Here is a 24,565-nt window from a genome sequence, read left to right as displayed (position 1 = left end):
CATGGCAGACCATCAGGAAGCAACCGTCACTCTGCCGAGCGATCCGGCATCGGTCTCCGCGGCCCGCAGATATGTGGCCCGGGTGCTCGCCGAATGGGGCCTCGCCGAGGACGGCGACACGGCCGACACCATCCGGCTGGTCGTCTCGGAACTCGCGACCAACGTCGTTCAGCACACCTTCGGGCAGTCACCCACCTTCACGGTGGACCTCCGCCTCGACCGGGACGTGGAGTTCTATCTCGGTGTGACGGACAGCCACCCGCGCTGGCCCCAACGGCTGCCCGCCGCGGTCCGGCAGGACAACGGCCGCGGCATGGTGATCATCCGGGCCCTGGCCAAGGAACACGGCGGCAGGCTCGACGTCTGTTCGACCCCGGACGGCGGCAAGACCGTCTCGATCGCCCTGCCCTGGCCTGTTCCCGCGCAGACCTGACACCCGGCGGGCTCTCAGGGGGCGGCGGCCCGGCCGAAGCCACTGCGCAGCAGTGCCATCAGCGTCGTCGCCGCAGGGGTGTTCTGCTCGCCCCGGTGCGCCATGGAGATCGTCCGCCGGAAAGAGGCCGGCTCCAGGCGCCGGACGGCGAGCGGCGCCGGGGACATTGCGGCCACCATCTCGGGCACCACCGCCATGCCGATCCCGGCGCTGACCAGGGCGCACACCAGTGCGTAGCCGGGCGACTCGCACACCACGGCGGGGGTGGCCCCCGCCTCGGCCAGCGCACGCTCCACCCCGCGCCGTGGCGGATGCCCGGGCGCGCTGCTGATCAGCGGGCGGCCCGCGAGTTCGGCCACGGGCAGCGGCCAGCTTTCCTCGGACAGCATCTGCCCGGGCGCGGTGACCAGCACCAGCTCCTCGACGAGCAGTGGCTCGGCGAACACGCCCGCGGGCATCGGCTCGGTGGCCGCGGGTTCGTACGCATGGGTCAGCGCCAGGTCCGCGTCGCCCGCCGCCACGGCGGCGACCCCGGCCGGCGGTTCGTGGTCCGTGACGGCCAGCTCCACATCGGGGTGGGCGCGCCGGAACGCGGTGAGTACCGGTGGCAGCAGATGGATCCCGGCCGTCACGAACGTGCCGACCCGCAGCCGGCCGCCCGAGAGGCCCGCCAGCCCGGCCAGCTCGTGCCGCGCCCGGTCCATCTCGTCCAGCACACGTCTGGCCCTGCCCGCCAGCAGTTCGCCGGCCGCCGTCAGCCGTGCCCCGCGGTGGTGTCGCACCAGGAGCGCGGCTCCGGCCTCCTTCTCCAGCTTGGCCAGCTGCTGGGAGAGCGCGGGCGCGGTGTAACCCAGCCGCGCCGCCGCGCGGGTGATCGAGCCGGCCTCGGACACCGCCACCAGCGCGGCCAGCCGTGTCGGGTCATACATTAAGCATCCCTTTTGGCAGACCCTCAAGATTGCAAGTACATGCTAGGGGGCCGGGGCAGGCAGGGTGGACGCATGGACGCACAGCTGCTCGCCTTTGTCGCCGTGGCCGCGGGGATGGTGGCGCTTCCGGGCGCCGACTTCACCGTGGTCGTACGCAACGCGCTCACATCCCGACGGTCCGGGCTCGCCACCGCGCTGGGAGTCGTCGGTGGACTCGTGGTGCACACCGCGCTGGCCGCCGCCGGCCTCGCCGCCGTGCTCGTGGCGGTGCCCGTCCTGTTCCGCTCCCTCCAGCTGCTCGGTGGCGCGTACGTGCTCTACCTCGGGCTCAGCGGCCTGTACGCCATGCGGCGACGGGCGCGACGGGCAACCGCAGGCGCCGGCGCCGAGGAGCAGGCCGCGATCAGGGCACTGCCGGGGCTCGGACGTTCGCTGCGCCAGGGCTTTCTGACCAACGCCCTCAATCCGAAGGCGCCGGTGCTCTTCCTCAGCCTGCTGCCCCAGTTCGTCCCTGCCGGAGAGCCACCCCTGCCCAGGACCGTGCTGCTGGCCTCGGTGGTCGTCCTGCTCGGGCTCCTCTGGTTCCCGGCCGTGGCCCTGCTGGTGGACCGTCTGGGCCGGTGGCTGCGTCGGCCGCGTACCACCCGTGCGATCGAGGGTGGCAGCGGCACGGCGCTCACCGCGTTGGGGCTCGTGCTGGTCACGGGCCCCCTGCTGCACTGAACCGGACGAAGAGGGGCGTCAGGCGACTCTCCCGTACAGGACGCTGCTGGACCAGATCTTCTCCAGCCGCACCACGGCGCCGGTCTTCGGCGAGTGCCAGATCTTCCCGCTGCCGGCGTAGATACCGACGTGGTACACACCGCTGCCCGCGTGGAAAAAGACCAGGTCGCCGCGTTTCCGCTGCGACCTGGAGATATGGCGGGTCTTGTTGTACTGCTGCTGTGCGGTGCGGGGCAGTTGTTTGCCGGCCTTCTTGAACGCGTAGAGCGTGAGTCCGGAGCAGTCGAAACGACTGGGGCCTGTGGCGCCCCATCTGTAGGGCGCGCCCTTCTTCGAGGCGGCGATCTTGAGGGCCTTCGTCGAATGGGTGGCGGCCTCGGCGTCGTTCACGAAGCCGGGGGTCATCATGGTGGTGCCTACGGCGAGTGTCAGAACCGAGGCCGTACCCACCCGGGCGAACAGAGACGGGACATGAACCTGCGCAGTCATGCGCAACCCTTCGTCAGCCGCCTGTGAAGGATGACCTGTCGGGTTCGGGCTGGCGAAGTTGCCCGGCCGCGCGGTGCGGCTTCACCCCGAGGACCGTCCGGATGTCCGGGCGGCCCGATGTGCTCGGGTCCTCCACTCCTGCCGATCCACTTCTGTCGACCAGGCATCCGGACAGCGGCAGGACTCGGCGTCCGCCCGGACCGCCCCGCCGCGGTGGCGGGGGCTTGTCGTCCCAGGGATCTTTACGCATGAACTGTCAGTTTTCCTCGCTGAACTGGCCATATGTGAGAGTCGTCACGACTGATCCGATCGGGTGGACGCGGCCGGTCCCGCTCCGTGACGGGCATGCCTGACCGGCCGCGCACCAGCAGCGGAGCAACAGATTCCGTTCAGTGTCCGCACCGGTCGCGCAAGTTGGGCCGTCCCTCGGCCGGGGGAGCACCTACGCCGATCGAGCGAGGGAAACTCGTCGGCCGACCGGGCGTGTCGAGAAAGGACGCCGAAATGCGGGCCCGGCGGCCGATTCGGTCGGCGAAGCGCTCAACTCGACGGAGTGGGAGGCACGGCGACCCGCCCGGCGCGACGCTCGCCGTCCAGCACCCGCAGCGCCCTTGCCAGTGTGTCCGCGTGGATCTGCGACTCACCCCGCTCATGCATCAACGCGAGTGCCTCCCGCAGGGCGGTGGCCCGGGACGCGAGGGCCTGCGCCGCCCGGAGCGCCCCGTAGGTGTCGCTGCCACGGGCCGGGTTGATGCGACCGAGCTGGTCGAGCACCTCCAGATAGCAGTCGATGAACTCGGCCTCGGCGCGGGTCAGTGCGGGGAGCGGCGGGAACTGGGGTGAGAGCATAGGGCGTTCACCTCGCGGGATGCGGCGGCTGGGACAGCGTGCGGTTCTCCATGACGTGGTCCACCATTCCGAACGCCAGGGCGGCCGGGGCGTCGAGGATGGTGTCCCGTTCGATGGCTGCGCCGATCTCCTGTGTGGAACGCCCCGTGTGGCGGGCCAGCAAGGTGATGAGCAGCTCCCGCTCCCGCTCCAACTCACGTGCCCGGATGTCGAGATCGGAGGGCTGGCCCTGTACCGGCTCGTCCAGGGCGGGTTGCTGGATGACTACCCGGGCGCCCGGCAGGGCATGTCGGCGTCCGGGCGCGCCTGCGGCGAGCAGCACCGCCGCACTTGCGGACGCCTGGCCGAGGCAGAAGGTCTCCACGTCGCAGGTGAGGTACTGCATCGTGTCGTGGACCGCCGTCATGGCGTTGAAGGTGCCGCCCGGTGAGTTGATGTAGAGGGACAGGGACCGGTCGGGGTCCGCGTGCTCCAGGTACATGAACTGCGCGATCAGGTCGCTCGCCGCCGTGTCGTCGACGGGCGTGCCGAGAAAGACGATCCGCTCGGACAGCAGCTTCGAATACGGATCCATGCTCCGGGACCCGTAGGAGGTGCGCTCGGTGAACTCGGGCAGGACGTAGCGGGCGGCGGGACGGAACATGGCGATGCTCTCCTCGGGTCACGGCGAATCGACCTACGTAAAAAATGTACAGGACGTACAGGGGGTTAAGATGGCTCCATGGCTTACGAGATTCCGGTGACGCAGGCCCGGGCCGAGCTCGCCGAACTGATCAACCGTGTCGTCTACGGGGGGGAACGTGTGGTGGTGACACGGCACGGAAAGCCTTTGGTTGCCCTGGTATCTGCCGCTGACCTGCAACGACTCGAAGGTGAGGAGTCGGCGGCGCGGGAGGCGGCAGCCGAGGAGCAGGTGATCAGTTCGGTGTCCTCCTTCCGCTCCGTGTCGTCCGCTCCGGGCGAACAGCACCGCTTCGGGATCGCCGCCGAGCACCGCGGCCCCGAGCACCGCGGCCCCGAGCACCGCGGCTCGGAGGGGCGGGACCGCTGACGCCGTCCGGGACCGCTGACGCCATCCGGGAGCGCGGCGTGCGGGAGTGCGGCGGTGCGGGAACGCGAAGAGCCGCGCTCCCGCCTGTCCTGGCGGGGGCGCGGCTCGTCCTGGAGGTGTCCCGTCAGCCGGCGAGGGCCGGTTCGCGGCGTTCGGTGGACTCCGCGGGGCCGGCCTCTGCCGCCCCTGGCCGGCGGCCGCCGAACAGCACGGCGGCCAGGCCCAGTGCCGCCCACACGACGAGGGTCAGCACGGGCCCGCCCGCGGCGGCACCGTCGAAGAACGCGACCGACCGCAGCAACGAGCCGCCCGCGCCCGGCGGGAGCCACTGGCCGATCGTGCCGACCGGCTCGGGAAGCAGCTCGGGGGCGCTCGTGACGCCCGAGAAGGAATTGCCGAGCAGCACCATCAGCATCGCGCCCACCCCGATGCCCTTCGTGCCGAGCAGTGCCGCGAGGCCCGCGACGCCCGAGGCGATGGCCAGCACGGTGAGTCCGATGGCGCCCGCTTCCGTCCACCAGGCACCCGTCACCACGCCCAGCCAGCTGTGGGCCACCGCCGTGGCGGCTACGCCCACCAGGGCCGCCGCACCGGCGAGTGCCACGACCGCCCGGGTGCCCCGCAGCCCCATGACGGTCACCAGTGCCCCGGCGGCGACGCCCGCGAGGGCCAGCGGGAGGAGGCTCGCGCCGAGCGCGGCGCCGCGCGGATCCGCTCCAGGTGCCGCGACGACGTCGGTGACCGGTATGGCGGTCCCCTCGGGGGCCGCTCCCTCGGCCGCAGCGGTCAGCAGCTGGGAGACGACGGGGCTCGCCGCCGACGCGGTGAGCAGTCGCGGACCCTTCTCGGTGATGACCAGGGCGCCGTATACGGTGCGGTCCTCGATCGCGTCGCGGGCCGTGGCCTCGTCGGCGTAACGGTGGACCTCGAAGGCGCCCTCTCGCTGTTCGAACTGCCGCTGGAGCTGGTCGGCCGCCGGGGCGGCACCCGCGACGCCCACCGGCAGGTCGCGTGGGGCGATCCGGGCGGCGGGCCAGGCGAAGGCCCAGAGGCTGAGCGTCACGATCAGCGGGACCAGGAGGATGACCGCTACCGCACGGCGGTTCGGCGCAGCAGACATGGTGGCTGCCTCAATTCAAAGAGAAGGATCGTTCGTTTTACGGCGCCCGGCCACTGTCCCTTCCGCCCCGGAAGCTTGTCAAGAAAGAACGTTCGTTTTAGATTGAGGTCATGGCACGTGTATCCCAGGAGCACCTCGACGCCCGCCGCCGGCAGATCCTCGCCGGCGCCGCGCGCTGCTTCGCCCGCAACGGCTTCCACGGCACCTCGATGCAGGACGTGCTGAAGGAGGTCGGGCTGTCCGCGGGCGCCGTCTACCGCTATTTCTCGGGCAAGGACGATCTGATCGCGGCCATCGCCGACGAGGCGTTCGGCAGCATCCGGCGCGCCTTCGAGGAGGCCGCTGAGCTCACCCCGCCACCCACCCCGGACCGACTGCTCGGCAGGGTGCTGCGCGGGGTCTTCGACCGGCAGGTGTACGGGATGGAGCGCCGGGTGTGTGCCGCGCTCATCCTCCAGGTGTGGGCCGAGACCATGGGTAACGAGCGCCTCGCGAAGACGCTCGACGACGGATACACCGGCATGCGCGCGGCCTGGGGGAAGCTGGTGGACGCCTACCGGGCGGCCGGTCTGATGCGTGCCGATGTGCCGGCCGACGATGTCGCACGCACCCTGATCGCCGCCGCCCAGGGATTCATCGCACAGGAGGCGCTGTTCGGCGGGGTCGAGCCGGAGGTCCTGGAGAACGGGCTGCGGGGGCTGATGTCCATGGGTCCGGCCAAGAGCAGTTAACGCGCCGGAAAAACTTCCGCCTTAACGTGCCCTACCTGGTCGCGGAATCCTCTTCTCATTCAACAGGATGTTGAAGGCGGGGAAGGGGCCCGCTGCGCCCGGGCGCGTACCGGGCGGGAGACGAAGAGGGTGGAAGCGTGCAACTGACTCCGCACGAACAGGAGCGCCTGCTCATCCATGTGGCTGCCGATGTCGCCGAGAAGCGCAGGACGCGCGGACTGCGGCTGAATCACCCCGAGGCGATCGCGCTGATCACCTCGCACCTTCTCGAAGGTGCCCGCGACGGACGGACCGTGGCCGAACTGATGGCCTCCGGCAGGAAGATCCTCACCCGCGACGACGTCATGGACGGCATCCCGGAGATGATCCACGACGTCCAGGTCGAGGCCACCTTCCCGGACGGCACCAAGCTGGTCACCGTCCACGAACCGATCGTCTGACGGGGGGAGGGACCGATGATTCCCGGAGAGATCCTGTTCGCGGAGGGCCGGGTCGCGCTCAACGCGGGGCGCCCCGTCACCCGTCTCACCGTCCTCAACGCGGCGGACCGGCCCGTCCAGGTCGGCTCGCACTACCACTTCGCCGAGGCCAACCCCGGTCTGGACTTCGACCGTCAGGCTGCCCACGGGCTGCGGCTGAACATCGCCGCCGGAACCGCCGTGCGCTTCGAGCCCGGCATCCCCGTCGACGTCGAACTTGTCCCGCTCGCAGGTCTGCGCACCGTCCCAGGACTGCGCGGCGACACCGGAGGTCCCCTCGATGCCTGAGCTCAGCCGCCCCGTGTACGCCGATCTGTTCGGGCCCACCGCGGGCGACCGCATCCGGCTCGCCGACACCTGTCTCCTCGTCGAGATCGAGGAGGACCGCTCGGGCGGCCCCGGACACGCGGGGGACGAAGCCGTGTTCGGCGGCGGCAAGGTGATCCGTGAATCGATGGGCCAGGCGCGGACCACGCGCGCCGAAGGCGCCCCGGACACCGTCGTCACCGGCGCCGTCATCATCGACCACTGGGGCGTCGTCAAGGCCGACATCGGCATCCGCGACGGCCGGATCACCGGGATCGGCAAGGCCGGGAACCCGGACACGATGGACGGTGTCCACCCCGAACTGGTCATCGGACCCGAGACCGAGATCATCGCGGGCAACGGCAAGTTCATCACCGCGGGGGCCATCGACGCACACGTCCACTTCATCTCGCCGACCCTCGTGGACCAGGCGCTCTCCTCCGGGATCACCACGCTGGTCGGCGGGGGCACGGGCCCGGCCGAGGGGACCAAGGCCACGACGATCACCCCGGGCCCCTGGCACCTGGCCCGGATGTTCGAGGCCCTCGACGGCAGTCCCGTCAACATCGGTCTGCTCGGCAAGGGCAACACGATGTCCCGGGACGCCATGCACTCCCAACTGCGGGCCGGAGCACTCGGGTTCAAGATCCATGAGGACTGGGGTGCGACCCCCGCCGTCATCGACGCCTGCCTGAGCGTGTGCGAGGAGACCGGTGCCCAGCTGGCCATCCACACGGACACGCTCAACGAGGCCGGGTTCGTCGCGGACACGCTGGCCGCCGTCGCGGGGCGCACCATCCACGCATACCACACCGAAGGCGCGGGCGGCGGGCACGCTCCCGACATCATCAGCGTGGTCTCGGAGCTCCACGTCCTGCCCAGCTCCACCAATCCGACGCGGCCGCACACCGTCAACACCATCGAGGAACACCTCGACATGCTGATGGTGTGTCATCACCTCAACCCCGCAGTGCCGGAGGACCTGGCCTTCGCCGAGTCCCGGATCCGGCCCTCGACCATCGCGGCCGAGGACATCCTCCATGACCTCGGAGCCATCTCGATCATCTCCTCGGACTCCCAGGCCATGGGCCGTATCGGCGAGGTGATCCTGCGCACCTGGCAGACCGCCGATGTGATGAAGCGGCGGCGCGGCGCCCTGCCGGGCGATGGTCCCGCCGACAACCACCGGGCACGTCGCTATGTCGCCAAATACACCATCAACCCGGCGGTGGCCCAGGGCCTCGACCAGGAGATCGGCTCCGTCGAGACCGGCAAGCTCGCCGATCTCGTGCTGTGGGATCCGGCGTTCTTCGGCGTCAAGCCGCAGACCGTCATCAAGGGCGGCCAGATCGCCTACGCGCAGATGGGCGACGCCAACGCCTCGATCCCCACGCCCCAACCGGTCATGCCACGGCCGATGTTCGGCGCCATGGGCCGGGCTCCCGCGGCCAACTCCCGCAACTTCGTCTCCTCGGCCGCCGTCGAGGCCGGACTCGCGGAGCGGCTGGGGCTCGGCAAGGAGTTCGTGCCGATCACCAGCACGCGCGGCGTCACCAAGGCGGACATGCGGGAGAACGACGCCCTGCCCCGGGTCCAGGTCGACCCCGACAGCTTCGCCGTCACCATCGACGGTGACCCGGTCGAACCCGCTCCCGCCGTCGAACTCCCCATGGCCCAGCGTTACTTCCTCTTCTGAGGGCGGGACGGTTACGTGATGACCCACCGCGCCGCCCTGCTCGTCCTCGCCGACGGCCGGTTCCCCGCCGGCGGGCACGCACACTCCGGTGGCGCCGAACCGGCCGTCAGGGCGGGACACCTGCGAGACGCCCAGGACCTGGAGGCATTCTGTCTGGGACGCCTCCACACCATCGGACTGACCTCCGCCGCCCTGGCCGCCGCGGCGGCCCACGGCATCGACCCGCTCGCCCTCGACGAGGCAGCCGACGCCCGGACGCCGTCGCCCGCGCTCAGGAACGTCGCCCGCAAACTCGGCAGGCAGCTCATGAGGGCGGCGCGGGCCACCTGGCCGAGCCCCGAACTGGCCGCGCTCGCCGAAGCCAGGCCGCGCGGCGCCCACCAGCCCGTCGTCCTCGGGCTCACCGCACGCGCCGCCGGCCTGGGAGCCGCCGACGCCGCACACTGCGTGGCCTACGAAACGGTCAGCGGGCCCGCCACGGCGGTGGTGCGCCTGCTGTCACTCGACCCCTTCGAGGCCACCGCGGTCCTCGCCCGGCTCGCGCCAGCCCTCGACCGGGTCGCCGAGCAGGCCGCCGAGGCCGCACACCAGGGCATCGAGGCACTGCCGGCCGCCTCCGCCCCGCTGCTCGACATCTCGGCCGAGGCCCACGCGGCCTGGCCCGTCCGCCTGTTCGCGTCCTGAAGCCGCGCACCACCCCCGCCCTCACCCAGGAGCCGCACCCATGCACCTCGACCACGCGCACCACGCCCCGGCCGCCGTCAGCGCCGACTCGACGCGCCCCGACGGCGCCCGTCGAGCGCTGCGGATCGGCCTGGGAGGACCGGTCGGATCGGGCAAGACGGCGACCGTCGCCGCCCTCTGCCGCGCGCTGCGCGACCGGGTGTCCATCGCCGTCGTCACCAACGACATCTACACCCGTGAGGACGCCGCCTTCCTGCTCCGCAACGCGGTGCTGCCGCCCGAGCGCATCCAGGCCGTCGAGACCGGCGCCTGCCCGCACACCGCGATCCGGGACGACATCTCAGCCAACCTCGAAGCCGTCGAGGACCTGGAGGACGCCGTGGGTCCCCTCGACCTGATCCTCGTCGAATCGGGCGGCGACAACCTCACCGCGACCTTCTCCAGGGGGCTCGTCGACGCACAGGTCTTCGTCATCGACGTCGCGGGCGGCGACGACATCCCCCGTAAGGGCGGTCCCGGTGTCACCACCGCCGACCTGCTCGTCGTCAACAAGACCGACCTCGCCCCCTACGTCGGCTCCGACCTGGACCGGATGGCCCGCGACGCCGCGGCGCAACGCGGTGACCTGCCGGTGGTGTTCACCTCCCTGACCGGGGCCGACGGTGTCGCACCCGTCGCCGACTGGGTGCGGGCGCGGCTCGCGGACTGGACCGCATGAGCGTCACGGCCACCGCCCGGATCACGGCCGCCGCAGACGGCCGTGGATCCACCGCACTTCCCGTGCTGGAGAGCGACGGACCGCTCGCCCTGCGCCGGACCAGGTCGCCGGATCCCGCGTACGCGCGTGTCACCGTGGTCGGCGCGATGAGCGCACCGCTCGGCGGCGACCGGCTCGCCGTCGAGGCCCTGGCCGGTGACGGCGCGAGGGTGACGGTGGACTCCGCCGCCGCGACCGTGGCGCTGCCGGGGGCAGGCTTGGACGCGGGCCGCCCCGCCTCGTACGACGTGCGGCTGAGCGTGGGGGAGCGGGCCGAACTCCACTGGCTCCCCGAGCAGGTCGTCTCCGCGCGCGGCAGCGCGCTCGACATGACCACCCGGGCCGAACTCGCCGGAACCGCACGCCTGGTACTGCGCGAGGAACAGGTGCTGGGCCGGCACGGCGAACGCACAGGACGGCTCTCCACGCGCCTGACCGTCCGCAGAGCCGGGCGACCTCTCCTCGACCAGCGGTTGGCGTACGGTCCGGGGGCGCCCGGCGGCTGGGACGGCGCCGCTGTCCTGGGCGGCCATCGCGCCGTCGGGCAACTACTCTTCGTCGACCCCGCGTTGGGTCACGCGCCGCCCGCACCGCGACTGCTCGGTCCCAGCGCGGTGCTCACCCCGCTGGCCGGGCCCGCGGTTCTGGTGACGGCGCTCGCGGCGGACGCGAGGCTGCTGCGCGCGGTGCTGGACGAGGCGCTGGAGGGTCTGCTGAAGGAGATGAACGCGCTTCGAGGCGCCTGAGTTCGCTCAGCGGGACAGGGTGCACCGGTTATTGGTTCGGTAAAGAAACATGCGTACGCCCTGTTCCCTGTGACCTCGCAGACGAAAGGATCGGCCTGGACATGACCAACGCGCCGCCACCGGCGGCGCGACACACAGGGGGAGGTTCCACGTGAGACGCACTGCGGTGCTCGGTTCGGCCGGCACAGTGATCGCGGGCACGCTCATAGCGGGGGCGATAGCCGTGCCCGCCGCAGGCGCCGACAGCAGGCACCACGGCGGCCAGGAGGCGCGCGGGGTCCAGATCGCCGCCGCGAGGGCCGCGAAGGCGGGCATCGACTGGGCGGACTGTCCTGACGACTGGGCGATATCGGCGCCCATCCAGTGCGGCTGGGTGAGTGTTCCGGTCGACTACACCGAGCCGAACGGCAAGCAGATCAAGCTCGCGGTCGACCGGCACGTCAGCACGGGCACGAAGAAGGAACGTCAGGGCGCGCTCGTCTACAACCCCGGCGGCCCCGGCGGCTCGGGCATGGCGTTCCCGAACCGCGTCGTCACTGAGAACCCCCTCTGGACGAAGACCGCGAAGGCGTACGACTTCGTGGGCTTCGACCCGCGCGGGGTCGGCCACTCCGCGCCGATCTCCTGCGTCGACCCCCAGGAGTTCGTGAAGGCCCCGAAGGCCGATCCGGTGCCCGGCAGCGAGGCCGACAAGCGGGCCCAGCGCAAGCTGGCGGCCGAGTACGCCGAGGGCTGCGCCGAGCGCAGCGGCGACATGCTGGCGCACCTGACCACGCCCGACACCGCACGCGACCTGGACGTCATCCGCGCCGCGCTCGGTGAGAAGAAGCTCAACTTCCTGGGCGTCTCCTACGGCACCTACCTGGGCGCGGTCTACGGCACGCTCTTCCCGACGCACGTACGCCGCATGGTCGTCGACAGCGTGGTCAACCCCGCGAAGGAGAACATCTGGTACGAGGCCAACCTCAACCAGGACATCGCCTTCCAGACGCGCTGGAACGACTGGAAGGAGTGGGTGGCCGAGAACGACGCGGCCTACCACATCGGTGACACGCCCGAGAAGGTCGAGCAGGCGTGGCAGAACCTGCGGGCAGCGTCCGCGAAGAGCCCGATCGGTGGCGTCCTCGGCCCCGCCGAACTCATCGGATTCTTCCAGAGCGCGCCGTACTACGACTCCTCCTGGGCGCCCACCGCCCAGGTCTGGAGCGACTACCTGGGCGGCGACACCCAGGCGCTGATCGACGCCGCGGCACCCGATCCGTCGGACACCGCGGGCAACATCAGCGCGGAGAACGGCAACGCCGTGTACACGGCCGTCGAGTGCGCGGACGCCAAGTGGCCCACCAGCTGGAAGAAGTGGGACCGCGACAGCACCCGGCTGCACCAGGACAACCCGTTCATGACGTGGGCCAACACGTGGATGAACCTGCCGTGCGCGACCTGGCCGTCCGAGCAGCGGACCCCGCTGGACGTCCACACCGGCAAGGGCCTGCCCCCGGTGCTGCTCGTGCAGTCCACGCGCGACGCCGCCACCCCGTACGCGGGCGCCGTCGAGCTGCACAAGCGGTTCAAGGGCTCCCGCCTCATCACCGAGGAGGGGGCTGGGTCGCACGGCGTCACCGGCCTGGTCAACCCCTGTGTCAACGAGCGGGTGGACACCTACCTGCTCACGGGGAGGACCGACCGGCGCGATGTGACGTGCGCCCCGCACGCCACACCGACGCCATGATCACCCCCTGACGTGAGCGGGCGGCCGATGATGTCGGGCGGCCGCCCGTTCACCCCCCGGGGCCGGTGCAGGCGGTCCCCTTCGCCCCGCGCGGCGCGCTCACGCCTTCCTGTGGTACCGCTCCAGCCAGGCGTCCTCCGCCGCGTAGTCGAAGAGCCCCTCGCCGTAGCTGCTCAGCATCTTCGGGAAGGCCTGCCTCCAGTCGCGCCCGTCGAGCCGCGCGACGAGCCATTCGACGGTCCGCGGCAGCGACTCGACATACCCGGTCACCGGGCGGTAGCCCAACTCCCGTTCGGCGGCCGACATGTCGTAGACGACGGGGTGGGCGACGCTCCACGGGCTCTCCCCGACACCGCCTTCGGGCGGCGCGCCCGCCACCAGCACCGTCTCGGTCTTCCGGCCCAGCACGCCGTCGACGGCCGCGCCGATCTCGGCGACGGTCGGGGCCCCCGGGTCGCCGGCGTTGAGCACCCGAGAGGCCGGGCGCAGGGCGGCGAGACGGATCAACTCCGCGATGTTGGACACATGGACCGGGTGGAAGCGGCTCTCCCCGTCGTACGCGAGGACCCGTCGTCCGCGTCCGTCCAGCAGGCGCTTGACGAAGTACAGCTCGCGGGGCGTCCGGCAGTGCGGTCCGTGCACCGCCCCCGCCCGGAGCAGCGTCGCCGGCAGCGCGTCGCCCAGCGCCAGCAGCTCCTGCTCCAGCGCGACCTTCCGCGTGCCGTAGGTCGCGTCCCCCGGCGCGACCGTGGGCTGGGTCTCCCGGACCGGTACCGGATATTCCGGGAAGCCGTCGGGCTCGTCCTGTGTGTCGAAACCGCGGCCCTTGTCGTCCTCGTACACCGCGCCGCTGGACAGGACGACGGCGGAACCCGCACGGCCCGCGAGCCCCGCGAGCTGTGCGGCGTGGCCTGGGCCGAAGGCGACCACATCGACGAGGACGTCACAGCCGTCGCCCAACGCGGCCTCCAGAGCCCCTTCCTCCTCGCGGTCGAGGGCGACGGCACGGACCGCGTCGTCCCAGCCGTCGTCCCGGCCACCGCCGCGCGAGGCGGCGGTCACCTCCCAGCCGTCCTCGGCCAGGGCCCGCACCGCGGGCCGGCCGATCTGCCCCGTGGCTCCCAGTACGAACGCTCGTCCTCTGCTCATGCGGTAACGCTACGGCGGGCTCCGCGGCAGGACCAGCACAATCGGCCCACAGCAGATTCCCCGCTCAGAGCGACCGGCGTGGGACCTTCTTGGAGTCCGCCGGCTGCGCCGCCTTCGCCTTGGCCGCGTACTCGTCGACGTACTCCTGTCCGGAGAGCCCGAGGATGGCGTACATGATCTCGTCCGTGACCGCGCGGATCGCCGCCTTCTGGTCCTCCAGACCGGCGTACCGGGAGAAGTCCAGCGGCTCCCCGAAGCGGATCGTGACCCGCTTGACGCTGGGCACCTTCTGTCCGGGCGGCTGGATCTCGAACGTGCCGACCATCGCGCAGGGGATGACCGGGACCCCCGCCTTGATCGCCATCACCGCGACACCGACCTTGCCCTTGTACAGCCGTCCGTCGTGCGAACGGGTGCCCTCCGGGTAGATGCCCAGCAGCTCACCCTTGCTCAGGACGCCCAGTCCCTCACGGATCGCCGCCTGCCCCGCCTCCTTGCCCGAACGGTCCACGGGGATCTGCCCGATGCTGTGGAAGAAGGCCGCGGTCAGTCTGCCCTTGATGCCGGGGCCGGTGAAGTACTCGGCCTTCGCGAGGAAGGTGATGCGGCGCTTGAGGATCGCCGGCATCAGGAAGTGGTCCGAGAAGGAGAGGTGGTTGCCCGCGACGATCGCGGCGCCGTCGTCGGGGATGTGCTCGAGCCCCTCGATGCGGGGCCGGAACGTCAGCCGGAGCAGGGGGCCCAGTACCGCATATTTCAGAACGTAATAGAACACAGCTTCTCTCCTAGTCTTCCGGACCGGGCTGTTGGCCGCGTTCTGCCAGGTCACACACAGTGTTACGAACTCGTTGTCCCCTTGTGGCGACCGATCGTAGCTGTGTTACGCGCACCTTCGGGAGGCCGCGCGCGGCAGTGCGTTCCGCTCGATGACCAGAGAGGTCCTGCGCATCTCTTCACGCGGCTGCGGGGCGCTGTTACATTCCAGAAAACAAGAATTCATTTCAGTCTATGGCTGGAGGCTTCCATGACGGCTGTACACGACGCTCCCTCCGTGCAAGGGCCGGTCCGTCGGGAGTCGCCACCGTCGATGGTCGAGCGGGTGACGCTCATCATGGATGTGTTCGAGGGGCGGACGGACCGGCTGTCCCTGGAGGAGGTGGCCGGATCCACCCAGCTGCCCAGGTCGACGGCGCACCGGATACTCGACCAGCTGGTGCGGCTGAGCTGGCTGGAGCACACCGACTTCGGATACGGGCTCGGGCGCCGCGCTCTCGGTTTCGGGGGAGGCGACGGCGGGCACAGCAGGATCCGTGAGGCGTCCGCCGCCCGGCTTCACCATCTGCAGATCAAGACGGGGCTGGTCGTGCATCTGGCGGTCCTGGACGGGGCTGAGGTGCACTACCTCGACAAGGTCGGTGGCCGCTTCGCCGCGGCGGTTCCCTCCCGTGTCGGCGGCCGGGCACCCGCCCACTCGACGGCCCTGGGCAAGGCCATGCTGGCCTGGCTCGAACCGGAGGACGTCGAGGTCAGGGCAGCCGGTTTCATCGGCCGCCTGACCCAGCGGACCATCTGCGACGTGGGCACCCTGCACCAGGAGCTCAACCGCATCCGGCGGCGCCACGGTCTCGCCTTCGAGCGCGGCGAGTGCTTCCCCGGGATCGCCTGTGTCGCCGCAGCGGTCCGTGGCCCCGAGGGGCCGGTCGCGGCGATCTCCCTGGCGGGAGACAGCGCGTCCCCGCTGGAGAAGGTCGCACCGCTGGTCGGTGACGCGGCCCGGCAGGTGTCCCGCGAGCTGTTCCCCGAACAGGCGAAGCCGGCCGGCCGGGCCCGCCGCGCGGCGGCCGTGCCGGAGGAGACCTGGTCCCCGCAGGCCATGGACCGACTGCTCGCCGCGGGACGGTACGGCGACTGGCAGTAGGCCCGCACCCGGGCCCTCGTGGCCCCGCCGGCCGCCTCACCCCCAGTGGTCGCCCCAGCCCCACGGGTCGGGGGCGACCGCCGGGCTTCCGACGCCGAAACCGCCGCGGAAGAAGAGCATCGGCCGCCGGTCGGTCACGGTCTCCAGCGCGACGACCCGGCCCACCACCACATCGTGGTCGCCCGCGCCGTGCACCTCGTACACATCGGCGTGCACCCGGGTCAGGACGCCGGGCAGCGACGGTGTGCCCCAGCGGGAGACCTCCCAGTCGAGACCCTCGTACTTCCGTCCCTTGCCCGACCCGAACCGGCCGCAGAGATCGGTCTGTTCCTCGGCCAGGATGTTCACCGCGAACCGCCCCGACTCCCTGATCCTCGGCCAGGCACGCCCCCGGTGATCGGCGCAGAACAGCACCAGCGCCGGTTCGAGCGAGACCGACGCGAACGACTGGCAGGCGAAGCCGACCGGATCCCCCTCCCTGCTCATCCCCGTCACCACGGTGACCCCGGAAGCGAAGCTGCCCATGACGCCGCGCATCCGCTGAGGCGTCGGCTCGGTCTCCTCGCACGCCTGGGGCGCGGACAGTGGCTCTGCGGTCATGTCATTCACCTCGGGGGAACGGTGCGGTGAGCTGCCCGGGACCGGGCAGGGGGCCGAAGCTAGGACAGCGGCCCGATCCGCCGGGAAGGCGTTCCCGATCAGTGGAACGGCCCCCGGGCGCCGGCCGCCCGGCTCCGCCCGCACCCAGGTGTCCGGGCACATCCCGCTGACCGAGACGCCCGCGGCGGGGCCCGGTGGACCGTGGCTACCGTCCAGGAACCGGTCACACGGCACCCCTGGGGGAGCCCAGGGCCGGCCGCCGCCCGGGTCCACCGGGCCGGGCCATCAGGGCCACCGAACACCGAGGTCAACCGAGGCAGGGATGATGACGGAGCTCAGTCACGACTCCACATTGCGTGAACTCGCCACCGATCAAGGCGTGTTGCGCTACCACGAGGCCGGCGACGGACCGCCCCTGCTCATGCTGCACGGATCCGGCCCCGGCGTCACCGGCTGGCGCAACTACCGGGACAACCTGGGTACGTTCGCCGAACACTTCCGCTGCCTGGTCCTGGAGTTTCCCGGATTCGGGGTCAGCGACCCGGCCGACGGCCATCCCATGGCGACGGCGGCATCGGCCGTGACGCGCTTCCTGGACGGGCTCGGACTGCGCCAGGTCGATGTCGTCGGCAACTCGATGGGCGGCATCATCGGCACCCGGTTCGCGCTCGCCCACCCGGACCGGGTGCGCCGCCTGGTGACGATCGGCGGCATCGGCAGGAACCTGTTCAGCCCGGGGCCGGGCGAAGGCATCAAGCTGCTCACCGAGTTCACCGACGCCCCGTCCCGCGAGGGCCTGGTCCGCTGGCTGAACTCCATGGTGTACGACCCGTCCCTGGTGACCGAGGAACTCATCGAGGAACGCTGGGCCCAGGCCACCGACCCGGACACGCTGGCCGGTGCCCGCCGGATGTACGGCAGTGAGGCGTTCGCCGCGCGTACCGCCGCGGCCGCCGAGTCCGACGCCGCACCGTACTGGGCGATGCTGCACCGCCTCCGGGCGAAGACCCTGCTCACCTGGGGGCGCGACGACCGGGTCAGCCCCGTCGACATGGCGCTCCTGCCGATGCGCACCATTCCCGACGCGGAACTGCATGTCTTTCCCGACTGCGGCCACTGGGTGATGATCGAGCAGAAGGCGGCCTGGGAGAGCGCGGTCCTCGCCTTCCTCACCCGTGAGGACGCGGCATGAGCGCCGGGGCCCAGGAGGCCTGGGACGAGGAGTTCGACTTCGTCGTGGTCGGCAGCGGCGGAGGCGGCATGAGCGCCGCGCTGACCGCGTCCGACAGCGGTCTGAGCACCGTCGTGGTCGAGAAGGGCGCGATGTACGGCGGCACGACCGGCATCTCCGGCGGCGGCATCTGGATCCCCAACAACCCCACCCTGCGGGCCAAGGGGCACGACGACAGCCGCGCGTCCGTACGCCGCTACCTGGACCGGCTCACCGAGGACCGTGTGCCGGCAGCCCGCCTCGACGCGTACGTCGACCGGGGCCCGGCCGCGATGGAACTCCTCGGGCGGAGCCGCTGGATGCGCTTCTTCTGGGTCAAGGGCTACGCCGACTACCACCCCGAGTACGACGGCGGGCGCCCGCTCGGCCGGTCGATCGAGGCGCTGCCCTTCGACACCCGCAAGCTCGGTGAGGACGAGAAGTACCAGCGGCCCAACAGCCTCAAGGGCCCGCTCGGACTGTGGATCACCGCGAAGGACTACCGGGACCTCGCCATGGTCAAGCGGACCTGGCGCGGCCGCCGAGCCTCGCTGACCGCCGCCTGGCGGGTCTCGTCCAACATGATCCGCCGCCGTCACATGGCCACCGGCGGACGGGCCCTGGTCGCCCGGATGCGCATGGCGCTCAAGGACGCCGGCGTCCCCGTGTGGCTGCGCAGCCCGATGACCGAGCTCGTCACCGACGAAGGCGGCAAGGTCACCGGCGTCGTCGTCGAACGGGACGGCAGGGCCGTGCGGGTCGGCGCCCGGCACGGTGTGCTGCTCGCGACCGGAGGCTTCGACCACAACCAGGAGATGCGCCAGAAGTATCTGCCCGAGGGCGCCCGGGACAACCACAGCGCCGGCGCCGTCGAGAACGTGGGCGACGGCATCGTCGCCGGCCAGGCACTCGGCGCCGGCCTCGGCTTCATGGACGACGCCTGGTGGATGCCGTCGGTGCACCACCCGTCCGGGGCGACGATCCCGCTGGTCTCCGAGCGCTGCATCCCGCCGTCGGTGATCGTCTCGGCGAACGGCCGGCGCTTCACCAACGAGTCCTCGCCGTATGTGAACTTCGTCCACGACCAGCTCGACGGCGGGCACACCACCGCGTGGTTCGTGATGGACTCCAAGGCCCGCGCCCGCTACCCGTTCGCCCAGATCCTGCCCGGCCTGCCCTTCCCCAAGGCGTTCTACGAGAACGGCAGCGTGCACCGGGCCGACAGCATCGGCGGACTCGCGCGGAAGACCGGCGTCCCCGAGGAGGCGCTCACCGAGACCGTCGAACGGTTCAACGGCTTCGCGAGGTCCGGCAAGGACACCGACTTCGGGCGGGGTGACAGCGCCTACGACCGCTACTACGGCGACCCGACGCTGAGAAACCCCAACCTCGACGTGATCGACAAGGCCCCCTACTACGCGGTCCGCATCGAGGTGGGCGACCTCGGCACCAAGGGCGGCCTCGTCTGCGACGAGGACAGCCGGGTGCTGCGCGAGGACGGTTCGCCCATCGCCGGGCTGTACGCCACCGGAAACACCTCGGCATCCGTGATGGGCAACGAGTACGCGGGGCCGGGCGCCACGATCGGCCCCGCCATCGTGTTCGGCTACATCGCGGCCCGGCACGCAGCCGCCGCCCGCGCGGGGGCCGGGACCGCCGGAGGCGCGCCATGAGCCCCGCACCGCTGACCGTGCGTGTCGTCAAGGTGATCCGCGAGACGGCCGACGCACACTCGCTGGTCCTGGAACCCGCCGACGAGGACCGGGACACGTTCGCCTACGAACCCGGCCAGTTCCTCACCGTCAGGGTGCCGTCCGAGCGCCCCGGCGGAGCCGCCCGCTGCTACTCGCTGTGCAGCTCACCCGTGCGCGACCAGCATCTGAAGGTCACCGTCAAGCGCACCGCCGGAGGGTACGCCTCACACTGGATCTGCGACCACGTCACCGAGGGCGACACTCTCGAAGTGCTGCGGCCCGCAGGCACCTTCACGCCCGATTCGCTCGACGGTGACTTCCTGCTGCTGGCCGCGGGAAGCGGCGTCACCCCGGTGATGTCGATCCTCACGTCCGCCCTGCACGCCGGAACCGGCACGGTCACCCTCGTCTACGCCAACCGCGACGAACAGTCCGTCATCTTCCGCGACGAACTGGCCGCCCTGGCAAGGGAGTACGACGAGCGCCTCACCGTCCTGCACTGGCTGGAGTCCGTCCAGGGCCGGCCCACCGAGTCCGCCCTGCGGGCCCTCGCCGGCCCCTACGCCGAGCGTCCGGCCTTCGTCTGCGGACCCGGCCCCTTCATGGAGCTGGCCACCGGCGCGCTCACCACTCTCGGTGTGCCGCCCGAGCGGATCACGGTCGAGCGCTTCACCTCGCTGACCGGCGACCCGTTCGCGGAGCGCGAGCCCGCCCCGGACGCCGAGGGACCCGTCAGCACGGTGGAGGTGGAGCTGGACGGGGTGCGCCGCACGGTCGACTGGCCCCAAGACGCACCCCTGCTCGACGTGTTGCTCGCCGCCGGCCTCGACGCGCCGTACTCCTGCCGCGAGGGCAACTGCAGCGCCTGCGCCTGTGTCCTGGTCGAGGGCGAGGTGGCCATGGAACGCAACGAGGTCCTCGACGCCCGGGACCTCGCCGACGGACTGATCCTCGGCTGCCAGGCGCGCCCGGTCAGTGACCGGCTGCGGGTCTCCTACGACGGCTGACCCGCCCCCGTCCGTATCCGCTCTCCGCACGACCCGACCCGACCCGGATGAGGTTCAACAGTGACCAAGGCGACCGCCGCGATCGTCGGATCCGGCAACATCGGCACCGACCTGATGTACAAACTCCTGCGCTCGGAACACATCGAGCCACGCTGGATGACCGGCATCGACGAGCAGAGCCCCGGCCTCAAGCGCGCCGCCGACCACGGCCTGCTCACGAGCGCCGACGGTGTCGACTCCCTGCTGGCGGGCGAGGAGCGGCCCGACCTCGTCTTCGAGGCCACGTCGGCCTACGTCCACCGTGTCAACGCTCCCAAGTACGCCGAACTCGGCATCCAGGCCATCGACCTGACACCCGCCGCGATCGGCCCTGCCGTGGTGCCCGCCGTCAACCTCGGCGAGCACCTCGACGCACCGAACGTCTCCCTCATCACCTGTGGCGGCCAGGCCACCATCCCGATCGTGCACGCGGTCTCCCGGGTCACCGAGGTCGCCTACGCGGAGATCGTCGCGAGCGTCGCGTCGCCGTCCGCCGGGCCCGGCACCCGCGCCAACATCGACGAGTTCACGCTCACCACCAGCCGGGGCATCGAGACCATCGGCGGCGCGGCCAAGGGCAAGGCCATCATCATCCTCAACCCGGCCGAGCCCCCGATGCTGATGCAGGACACCGTCTTCTGCGCCGTACCCGCCGACGCCGACCGGGGCGCCGTCACCGCGTCGGTGCACGAGACCGTCGCCCGGGTCGCCGGCTATGTGCCCGGCTACCGGCTGCGCGCGGAGCCCCAGTTCGACGAGCCGACCGCCGTCAGCGGCGGGTTCGCCAGGGTCGCGGTCTTCGTCGAGGTGGAGGGCGCAGGTGACTTCCTGCCGCCGTACTCCGGAAACCTCGACATCATGACCGCCGCCGCCACCAGGGTCGGCGAGGGCTTCGCCCAGCGGATCACCGCCAGCCGCGCCGGCGCCTGACCGCCGCTCACCGAGGAGTTCACGAGCCATGCCCTACAGCTCCGACCTGGACATCCGGGTCACCGACTCGTCCCTCAGGGACGGCTCGCACGCCAAGCAGCACCAGTTCACCGTCGACCACGTCACCTCGATCGTCGCCGCGCTCGACGACGCGGGTGTGCCCGTCATCGAGGTCACGCACGGCGACGGCCTCGGCGGGTCCTCCTTCAACTACGGCTTCAGCCACACCCCCGAGCAGGAGCTCATCAAGGCCGCGGTGAAGACCGCCAGGCAGGCGAAGATCGCCTTCCTGATGCTGCCGGGACTCGGCCTCCAGGACGACATCCGTGAGGCCGCCGACAACGGCGCCGCGATCTGCCGGATCGCCACCCACTGCACCGAGGCCGACATCGCCGTCCAGCACTTCGGACTCGCGCGCGAACTCGGCCTGGAGACCGTCGGGTTCCTGATGATGTCGCACAGTCAGCCTCCCGAGGAGCTGGCCCGGCAGGCGCGCGTCATGGCCGACGCCGGCTGCCAGTGCGTCTATGTGGTCGACTCCGCGGGCGCCCTCGTCATGGAGGACACCAGCGACCGTGTCGCCGCCCTGGTCGCCGAACTCGGCGACGACGCGCAGGTCGGCTTCCACGGCCACGAGAACCTCGGCCTCGGCGTGGCCAACTCGGTGCTCGCGGTGCGCGCGGGGGCCCAGCAGATCGACGGGTCGACCCGCCGGTTCGGGGCGGGAGCCGGCAACACGCCCGTCGAGGGGTTCGCCGCTGTCGCCGAGAAGCTCGGCATCCGCACCGGCATCGACGTACTCAAGATCATCGACGCGGCCGAGGACGTCGTGCGGCCCGTCATGGACGGCGAGTGCCTGCTCGACCGGCTCTCCCTGACGATGGGGTACGCCGGTGTCTACTCCAGCTTCCTGAAACACGCCGCCCGCCAGGCCGACACGTACCAGGTGTCCGGCGCGGAGATCCTCCTGGAGGCGGGGCGGCGCAAGCTCGTCGGCGGCCAGGAGGACCAGCTCATCGAGATCGCCGTCGCCCTCGCGGCGAAGAACCGGTCGGGCACCGTCCAGCACTCCTCGGGGAAGTGAGAACAGCCATGTCCAATCCCGTACTCGAGGCCGTCGAGGCACGCGCCGACGAGATCCGCGCACTCGGCCCGGTCAACGAAGCACTCGGCCGGCTCGACGACCAGGCGGCCAAGATCCTGCGCGAGGTCGGCGCGATCCGCATGCTCCAGCCGAAGAGCCGCGGCGGCCTCGAACTGCATCCGCGTGAGTTCGCCGAGACCGTCATGAGGATCGCCTCCCTCGACGGGGCCGCCGGCTGGGTCACCGGCGTCGTCGGTGTCCACCCGTGGGAGATGGCGATGGCCGACCCCCGCGTCCAGGAGGAGATCTGGGGCGAGGACCCCGACACCTGGATCGCTTCGCCGTACGCACCGATGGGCCTGCTCAGGCCCGTCGACGGCGGATATGTCTTCAACGGCCGCTGGCAGTTCTCCTCCGGGACCGACCACTGTCGGTGGATCTTCCTCGGCGGGTTCCTCGCCGACAGCGAAGGGAACCGGATCAACCCCCCGCAGTCCGTGCACGTCGTTCTGCCGCGCGCCGACTACGAGATCGTCGACGACTCCTGGGACGTGGTGGGGCTGCGCGGCACGGGCAGCAAGGACGTCATCGTGCGGGACGCCTTCGTGCCGGCCCACCGTGTCATCGAGTACAACAAGGTCGTGGACGGTTCCCTGGCCGTCGAGGCGGGGCTGACCAACCCCGCGTACCGGCTGCCCTTCTCCGCCGCCTTCCCGCTCGGCATCACCGCCGCCGTGATCGGAATCTGCGAGGGCGCGCTCGCCCACCACCTCGACCACCAGCGCAACCGGGTGCAGATCACCGGCCAGGCCGTGCGGGACGACCCGTACGTCCTGTACGCGATCAGCGATGCGGCGGCCGAGATCGCGGCCTCACGTTCGGCGCTGCTGGACAACATCAGCCAGGTGTACGACGCGGTCGCGGCCGGCGAGAAGATCAGTTTCGAGCGCCGGGCCGTCGGCCGGCGCACCCAGGCCGCCGCCGCCTGGCGGGCGGTCCGCGCGGTCGACGAGGTCGTCGCCCGCTCCGGGGGCAACGCCATGCGGCTGGACAACCCGATCCAGCGCTTCTGGCGTGACGCCCACATGGGCCTCGCGCACGCCATTCATGTGCCGGGATCCGTCTTCCACGCCTCGGCCCTGACCGAGATCGGCGTCGAGCCGCCGAACGGCCCGATGCGTTCGATGATCTGAGGCCTTCGCCCGCACCAGGTCGGTTCGGAACCGGTCGGTTCAGAAGCAGGTCGGTTCAGAAGCAGGTTGGTTCAGAGAGGAACACCCATGACGCAGATCCGCGGACTCGGATATCTCCGGGTCCAGACCCGTGACATCGCTCGCTGGCGTGAACTCACCGTGGACGCCCTCGGCTTCGCCGAGGGCTCGGGGCCCGACCCGGACGGCCTGTACCTGCGCATGGACGAGCGCCGTGCCCGGCTCGTCGTCCTGCCCGGTGACAGCGACCGGGTGCTGTCGATCGGCTGGGAGGTGCGGGACCAGTTCGCGCTCGCCGCGGTCGGCCGCGCCGTCGAGGCGTCCGGCGCGGTGGTGAAGCCGCTCGACCAGCAGGAGGCCGACGACCGGGGCGTCGAGCAGGCCATCACCTTCGACGATCCGTCCGGGGTGCCCGTCGAGGTGTTCTTCGCCCCGATCCTCGACCACAGCCCCGTACTGACCGGATTCGGTCAGCGGTTCGTCACCGGCGGCCAGGGCATGGGCCACGTCGTGCTGCCCACCACCGCCCCGGACGAGACGGTCGCCTTCTACACCGAGGTGCTCGGTTTCCTGCCGCGCGGCGGGATCCGGCTCAGCGGCCGGTCGCCCGACGCCCCGCCCCGTCGGGTGCGGTTCATGGGCGTCAACGAACGCCACCACAGCCTCGCCGTCTGCCCCGCACCGCACGGCGAGGAGCCCGGCCTCGTGCATCTGATGGTCGAGGTGGACACCCTGGACGCGGTCGGCATCGCCCTCGACAACGTGGGCAAGGAGGGCTTCTCGCTCTCCTCCACCCTGGGCCGGCACACCAACGACAAGATGGTGTCGTTCTACGTGCGCGCACCCGGCGGCTGGGACATCGAGTACGGCTTCGACGGGATGCGTGTCGACGAGGCGGCCTACACCGCCGAAGAGATCACCGCCGACAGCTACTGGGGCCACGACTGGTCGGGGTCCGAGCCACTGGCCGCCTTCACCCCTCCCGGCACGGCCACATGAGA

Annotated in this window: 27 protein-coding genes and 1 riboswitch; of the genes, 19 read left to right on the top strand and 8 right to left on the bottom strand. The window is 71.2% G+C overall.

What is annotated here, in order from left to right; all coding sequences use genetic code 11:
• Position 1 precedes the first annotated feature (1 nt).
• On the top strand, positions 2-433 hold the full coding sequence (locus AB0C75_RS17705) for an ATP-binding protein (protein ID WP_362891709.1): 432 nt from the start codon (positions 2-4) through the stop codon (positions 431-433).
• 14 nt (positions 434-447) lie between these two features.
• On the opposite strand, the gene AB0C75_RS17700 is transcribed toward AB0C75_RS17705, so the two are convergent.
• The gene (locus AB0C75_RS17700) at positions 448-1,362 is read right to left on the bottom strand and encodes a LysR family transcriptional regulator (RefSeq protein ID WP_362891707.1); all 915 of its coding nucleotides are present in this window, start codon (positions 1,360-1,362) and stop codon (positions 448-450) included.
• A gap of 72 nt (positions 1,363-1,434) precedes the next feature.
• Here AB0C75_RS17700 and AB0C75_RS17695 point away from each other — a divergent pair, with 72 nt between their 5' ends.
• Complete coding sequence (locus tag AB0C75_RS17695; RefSeq protein ID WP_362891705.1) at positions 1,435-2,085, top strand: LysE family translocator; 651 nt, start codon at positions 1,435-1,437, stop codon at positions 2,083-2,085.
• Positions 2,086-2,103: 18 nt separating this feature from the next.
• Here the strand turns inward: AB0C75_RS17695 and AB0C75_RS17690 are convergent, their stop codons facing one another.
• The 3 genes from AB0C75_RS17690 to AB0C75_RS17680 form a co-directional block, all read right to left on the bottom strand.
• Positions 2,104-2,574, bottom strand: coding sequence for a C40 family peptidase (locus AB0C75_RS17690; RefSeq protein ID WP_362891703.1), 471 nt, complete (start codon positions 2,572-2,574; stop codon positions 2,104-2,106).
• Between the two features lie 3 nt (positions 2,575-2,577).
• Positions 2,578-2,750, bottom strand: a riboswitch (cyclic di-AMP (ydaO/yuaA leader).
• A 364-nt stretch (positions 2,751-3,114) separates the two neighbouring features.
• Complete coding sequence (locus AB0C75_RS17685; RefSeq protein WP_362891701.1) at positions 3,115-3,423, bottom strand: hypothetical protein; 309 nt, start codon at positions 3,421-3,423, stop codon at positions 3,115-3,117.
• A 7-nt stretch (positions 3,424-3,430) separates the two neighbouring features.
• Positions 3,431-4,066, bottom strand: a complete 636-nt coding sequence (locus tag AB0C75_RS17680) for an ATP-dependent Clp protease proteolytic subunit (protein WP_362891699.1) — start codon at positions 4,064-4,066, stop codon at positions 3,431-3,433.
• Positions 4,067-4,144: 78 nt separating this feature from the next.
• On the opposite strand from AB0C75_RS17680, the gene AB0C75_RS17675 reads away from it, so the two are divergent.
• Positions 4,145-4,474, top strand: coding sequence for a type II toxin-antitoxin system Phd/YefM family antitoxin (locus tag AB0C75_RS17675; RefSeq protein WP_362891697.1), 330 nt, complete (start codon positions 4,145-4,147; stop codon positions 4,472-4,474).
• A gap of 124 nt (positions 4,475-4,598) precedes the next feature.
• Here the strand turns inward: AB0C75_RS17675 and AB0C75_RS17670 are convergent, their stop codons facing one another.
• A complete protein-coding gene (locus AB0C75_RS17670; RefSeq protein ID WP_362891695.1) occupies positions 4,599-5,594 on the bottom strand; it encodes an ABC transporter permease in 996 nt (331 codons plus the stop codon).
• A 110-nt stretch (positions 5,595-5,704) separates the two neighbouring features.
• On the opposite strand from AB0C75_RS17670, the gene AB0C75_RS17665 reads away from it, so the two are divergent.
• The 8 genes from AB0C75_RS17665 (at position 5,705) to AB0C75_RS17630 (ending at position 12,722) form a co-directional block, all read left to right on the top strand.
• Positions 5,705-6,325 (top strand): TetR/AcrR family transcriptional regulator, encoded by a 621-nt coding sequence (locus tag AB0C75_RS17665; protein ID WP_362891693.1) that lies wholly within the window; start codon positions 5,705-5,707, stop codon positions 6,323-6,325.
• A 137-nt stretch (positions 6,326-6,462) separates the two neighbouring features.
• Complete coding sequence (locus AB0C75_RS17660; RefSeq protein WP_362891691.1) at positions 6,463-6,765, top strand: urease subunit gamma; 303 nt, start codon at positions 6,463-6,465, stop codon at positions 6,763-6,765.
• Between the two features lie 15 nt (positions 6,766-6,780).
• Positions 6,781-7,092 (top strand): urease subunit beta, encoded by a 312-nt coding sequence (locus AB0C75_RS17655; RefSeq protein ID WP_362891689.1) that lies wholly within the window; start codon positions 6,781-6,783, stop codon positions 7,090-7,092.
• Positions 7,085-8,806, top strand: a complete 1,722-nt coding sequence (locus AB0C75_RS17650; protein WP_362891687.1) for an urease subunit alpha — start codon at positions 7,085-7,087, stop codon at positions 8,804-8,806. The genes AB0C75_RS17655 and AB0C75_RS17650 overlap by 8 nt, the downstream gene beginning before the upstream one ends.
• 18 nt (positions 8,807-8,824) lie before the next feature.
• Positions 8,825-9,490 (top strand): urease accessory UreF family protein, encoded by a 666-nt coding sequence (locus tag AB0C75_RS17645; RefSeq protein ID WP_362891685.1) that lies wholly within the window; start codon positions 8,825-8,827, stop codon positions 9,488-9,490.
• Between the two features lie 40 nt (positions 9,491-9,530).
• Entirely contained in the window at positions 9,531-10,208 is a 678-nt protein-coding gene (gene ureG, locus AB0C75_RS17640; RefSeq protein ID WP_362891683.1) for an urease accessory protein UreG, read from the top strand.
• Positions 10,205-10,993 carry an urease accessory protein UreD gene (locus AB0C75_RS17635; protein ID WP_362891681.1) on the top strand — a complete coding sequence of 263 codons (789 nt, stop codon included), beginning with the start codon at positions 10,205-10,207 and terminating at the stop codon, positions 10,991-10,993. Before ureG ends, AB0C75_RS17635 begins: the two co-directional genes overlap by 4 nt.
• A gap of 151 nt (positions 10,994-11,144) precedes the next feature.
• On the top strand, positions 11,145-12,722 hold the full coding sequence (locus AB0C75_RS17630) for an alpha/beta hydrolase (RefSeq protein WP_362891679.1): 1,578 nt from the start codon (positions 11,145-11,147) through the stop codon (positions 12,720-12,722).
• 99 nt (positions 12,723-12,821) lie between these two features.
• Here the strand turns inward: AB0C75_RS17630 and AB0C75_RS17625 are convergent, their stop codons facing one another.
• Both AB0C75_RS17625 and AB0C75_RS17620 read right to left on the bottom strand, forming a co-directional pair.
• Entirely contained in the window at positions 12,822-13,871 is a 1,050-nt protein-coding gene (locus AB0C75_RS17625; protein ID WP_362891677.1) for an NAD(P)-dependent oxidoreductase, read from the bottom strand.
• A gap of 64 nt (positions 13,872-13,935) precedes the next feature.
• Positions 13,936-14,646 carry a lysophospholipid acyltransferase family protein gene (locus tag AB0C75_RS17620; protein ID WP_362891675.1) on the bottom strand — a complete coding sequence of 237 codons (711 nt, stop codon included), beginning with the start codon at positions 14,644-14,646 and terminating at the stop codon, positions 13,936-13,938.
• 312 nt (positions 14,647-14,958) lie between these two features.
• On the opposite strand from AB0C75_RS17620, the gene AB0C75_RS17615 reads away from it, so the two are divergent.
• Positions 14,959-15,789, top strand: coding sequence for an IclR family transcriptional regulator (locus tag AB0C75_RS17615; protein WP_362891898.1), 831 nt, complete (start codon positions 14,959-14,961; stop codon positions 15,787-15,789).
• A 36-nt stretch (positions 15,790-15,825) separates the two neighbouring features.
• On the opposite strand, the gene AB0C75_RS17610 is transcribed toward AB0C75_RS17615, so the two are convergent.
• Positions 15,826-16,389 carry a flavin reductase family protein gene (locus tag AB0C75_RS17610; protein WP_362891673.1) on the bottom strand — a complete coding sequence of 188 codons (564 nt, stop codon included), beginning with the start codon at positions 16,387-16,389 and terminating at the stop codon, positions 15,826-15,828.
• A gap of 325 nt (positions 16,390-16,714) precedes the next feature.
• Between AB0C75_RS17610 and AB0C75_RS17605 the strand changes: the two genes are divergently transcribed.
• The 7 genes from AB0C75_RS17605 (at position 16,715) to AB0C75_RS17575 (ending at position 24,563) form a co-directional block, all read left to right on the top strand.
• Entirely contained in the window at positions 16,715-17,581 is an 867-nt protein-coding gene (locus tag AB0C75_RS17605; RefSeq protein ID WP_362891671.1) for an alpha/beta fold hydrolase, read from the top strand.
• Complete coding sequence (locus tag AB0C75_RS17600) at positions 17,578-19,272, top strand: FAD-binding protein (protein WP_362891669.1); 1,695 nt, start codon at positions 17,578-17,580, stop codon at positions 19,270-19,272. Before AB0C75_RS17605 ends, AB0C75_RS17600 begins: the two co-directional genes overlap by 4 nt.
• The gene (locus tag AB0C75_RS17595; protein ID WP_362891667.1) at positions 19,269-20,300 is read left to right on the top strand and encodes a ferredoxin--NADP reductase; all 1,032 of its coding nucleotides are present in this window, start codon (positions 19,269-19,271) and stop codon (positions 20,298-20,300) included. Before AB0C75_RS17600 ends, AB0C75_RS17595 begins: the two co-directional genes overlap by 4 nt.
• 60 nt (positions 20,301-20,360) lie before the next feature.
• A complete protein-coding gene (locus AB0C75_RS17590) occupies positions 20,361-21,269 on the top strand; it encodes an acetaldehyde dehydrogenase (acetylating) (protein ID WP_362891665.1) in 909 nt (302 codons plus the stop codon).
• Positions 21,270-21,297: 28 nt separating this feature from the next.
• Positions 21,298-22,353, top strand: a complete 1,056-nt coding sequence (dmpG, locus tag AB0C75_RS17585; RefSeq protein WP_362891663.1) for a 4-hydroxy-2-oxovalerate aldolase — start codon at positions 21,298-21,300, stop codon at positions 22,351-22,353.
• Positions 22,354-22,361: 8 nt separating this feature from the next.
• Positions 22,362-23,546, top strand: coding sequence for an acyl-CoA dehydrogenase family protein (locus tag AB0C75_RS17580; protein WP_362891661.1), 1,185 nt, complete (start codon positions 22,362-22,364; stop codon positions 23,544-23,546).
• 87 nt (positions 23,547-23,633) lie between these two features.
• Positions 23,634-24,563, top strand: coding sequence for a VOC family protein (locus AB0C75_RS17575; protein ID WP_362891659.1), 930 nt, complete (start codon positions 23,634-23,636; stop codon positions 24,561-24,563).
• Positions 24,564-24,565: the final 2 nt, after the last annotated feature.

Source organism: Streptomyces sp. NPDC048565, from assembly GCF_040650935.1.
Taxonomy (GTDB): Bacteria; Actinomycetota; Actinomycetes; order Streptomycetales; family Streptomycetaceae; genus Streptomyces.
This window is presented reverse-complemented; position numbering and strand designations above follow the sequence as displayed.

Excerpts from the sequence above, each read along its gene's own strand:
- AB0C75_RS17705 (WP_362891709.1), top strand. The coding sequence starts at position 2 with ATGGCAGACCATCAGGAAGCAACCGTCACTCTGCCGAGCGATCCGGCA.
- AB0C75_RS17700 (WP_362891707.1), bottom strand. The coding sequence starts at position 1,362 with ATGTATGACCCGACACGGCTGGCCGCGCTGGTGGCGGTGTCCGAGGCC.
- AB0C75_RS17695 (WP_362891705.1), top strand. The coding sequence starts at position 1,435 with ATGGACGCACAGCTGCTCGCCTTTGTCGCCGTGGCCGCGGGGATGGTG.
- AB0C75_RS17690 (WP_362891703.1), bottom strand. The coding sequence starts at position 2,574 with ATGACTGCGCAGGTTCATGTCCCGTCTCTGTTCGCCCGGGTGGGTACG.
- AB0C75_RS17685 (WP_362891701.1), bottom strand. The coding sequence starts at position 3,423 with ATGCTCTCACCCCAGTTCCCGCCGCTCCCCGCACTGACCCGCGCCGAG.
- AB0C75_RS17680 (WP_362891699.1), bottom strand. The coding sequence starts at position 4,066 with ATGTTCCGTCCCGCCGCCCGCTACGTCCTGCCCGAGTTCACCGAGCGC.
- AB0C75_RS17675 (WP_362891697.1), top strand. The coding sequence starts at position 4,145 with ATGGCTTACGAGATTCCGGTGACGCAGGCCCGGGCCGAGCTCGCCGAA.
- AB0C75_RS17670 (WP_362891695.1), bottom strand. The coding sequence starts at position 5,594 with ATGTCTGCTGCGCCGAACCGCCGTGCGGTAGCGGTCATCCTCCTGGTC.
- AB0C75_RS17665 (WP_362891693.1), top strand. The coding sequence starts at position 5,705 with ATGGCACGTGTATCCCAGGAGCACCTCGACGCCCGCCGCCGGCAGATC.
- AB0C75_RS17655 (WP_362891689.1), top strand. The coding sequence starts at position 6,781 with ATGATTCCCGGAGAGATCCTGTTCGCGGAGGGCCGGGTCGCGCTCAAC.
- AB0C75_RS17650 (WP_362891687.1), top strand. The coding sequence starts at position 7,085 with ATGCCTGAGCTCAGCCGCCCCGTGTACGCCGATCTGTTCGGGCCCACC.
- AB0C75_RS17645 (WP_362891685.1), top strand. The coding sequence starts at position 8,825 with ATGACCCACCGCGCCGCCCTGCTCGTCCTCGCCGACGGCCGGTTCCCC.
- ureG (WP_362891683.1), top strand. The coding sequence starts at position 9,531 with ATGCACCTCGACCACGCGCACCACGCCCCGGCCGCCGTCAGCGCCGAC.
- AB0C75_RS17635 (WP_362891681.1), top strand. The coding sequence starts at position 10,205 with ATGAGCGTCACGGCCACCGCCCGGATCACGGCCGCCGCAGACGGCCGT.
- AB0C75_RS17625 (WP_362891677.1), bottom strand. The coding sequence starts at position 13,871 with ATGAGCAGAGGACGAGCGTTCGTACTGGGAGCCACGGGGCAGATCGGC.
- AB0C75_RS17615 (WP_362891898.1), top strand. The coding sequence starts at position 14,959 with ATGGTCGAGCGGGTGACGCTCATCATGGATGTGTTCGAGGGGCGGACG.
- AB0C75_RS17610 (WP_362891673.1), bottom strand. The coding sequence starts at position 16,389 with ATGACCGCAGAGCCACTGTCCGCGCCCCAGGCGTGCGAGGAGACCGAG.
- AB0C75_RS17605 (WP_362891671.1), top strand. The coding sequence starts at position 16,715 with ATGACGGAGCTCAGTCACGACTCCACATTGCGTGAACTCGCCACCGAT.
- AB0C75_RS17600 (WP_362891669.1), top strand. The coding sequence starts at position 17,578 with ATGAGCGCCGGGGCCCAGGAGGCCTGGGACGAGGAGTTCGACTTCGTC.
- AB0C75_RS17595 (WP_362891667.1), top strand. The coding sequence starts at position 19,269 with ATGAGCCCCGCACCGCTGACCGTGCGTGTCGTCAAGGTGATCCGCGAG.
- dmpG (WP_362891663.1), top strand. The coding sequence starts at position 21,298 with ATGCCCTACAGCTCCGACCTGGACATCCGGGTCACCGACTCGTCCCTC.
- AB0C75_RS17580 (WP_362891661.1), top strand. The coding sequence starts at position 22,362 with ATGTCCAATCCCGTACTCGAGGCCGTCGAGGCACGCGCCGACGAGATC.
- AB0C75_RS17575 (WP_362891659.1), top strand. The coding sequence starts at position 23,634 with ATGACGCAGATCCGCGGACTCGGATATCTCCGGGTCCAGACCCGTGAC.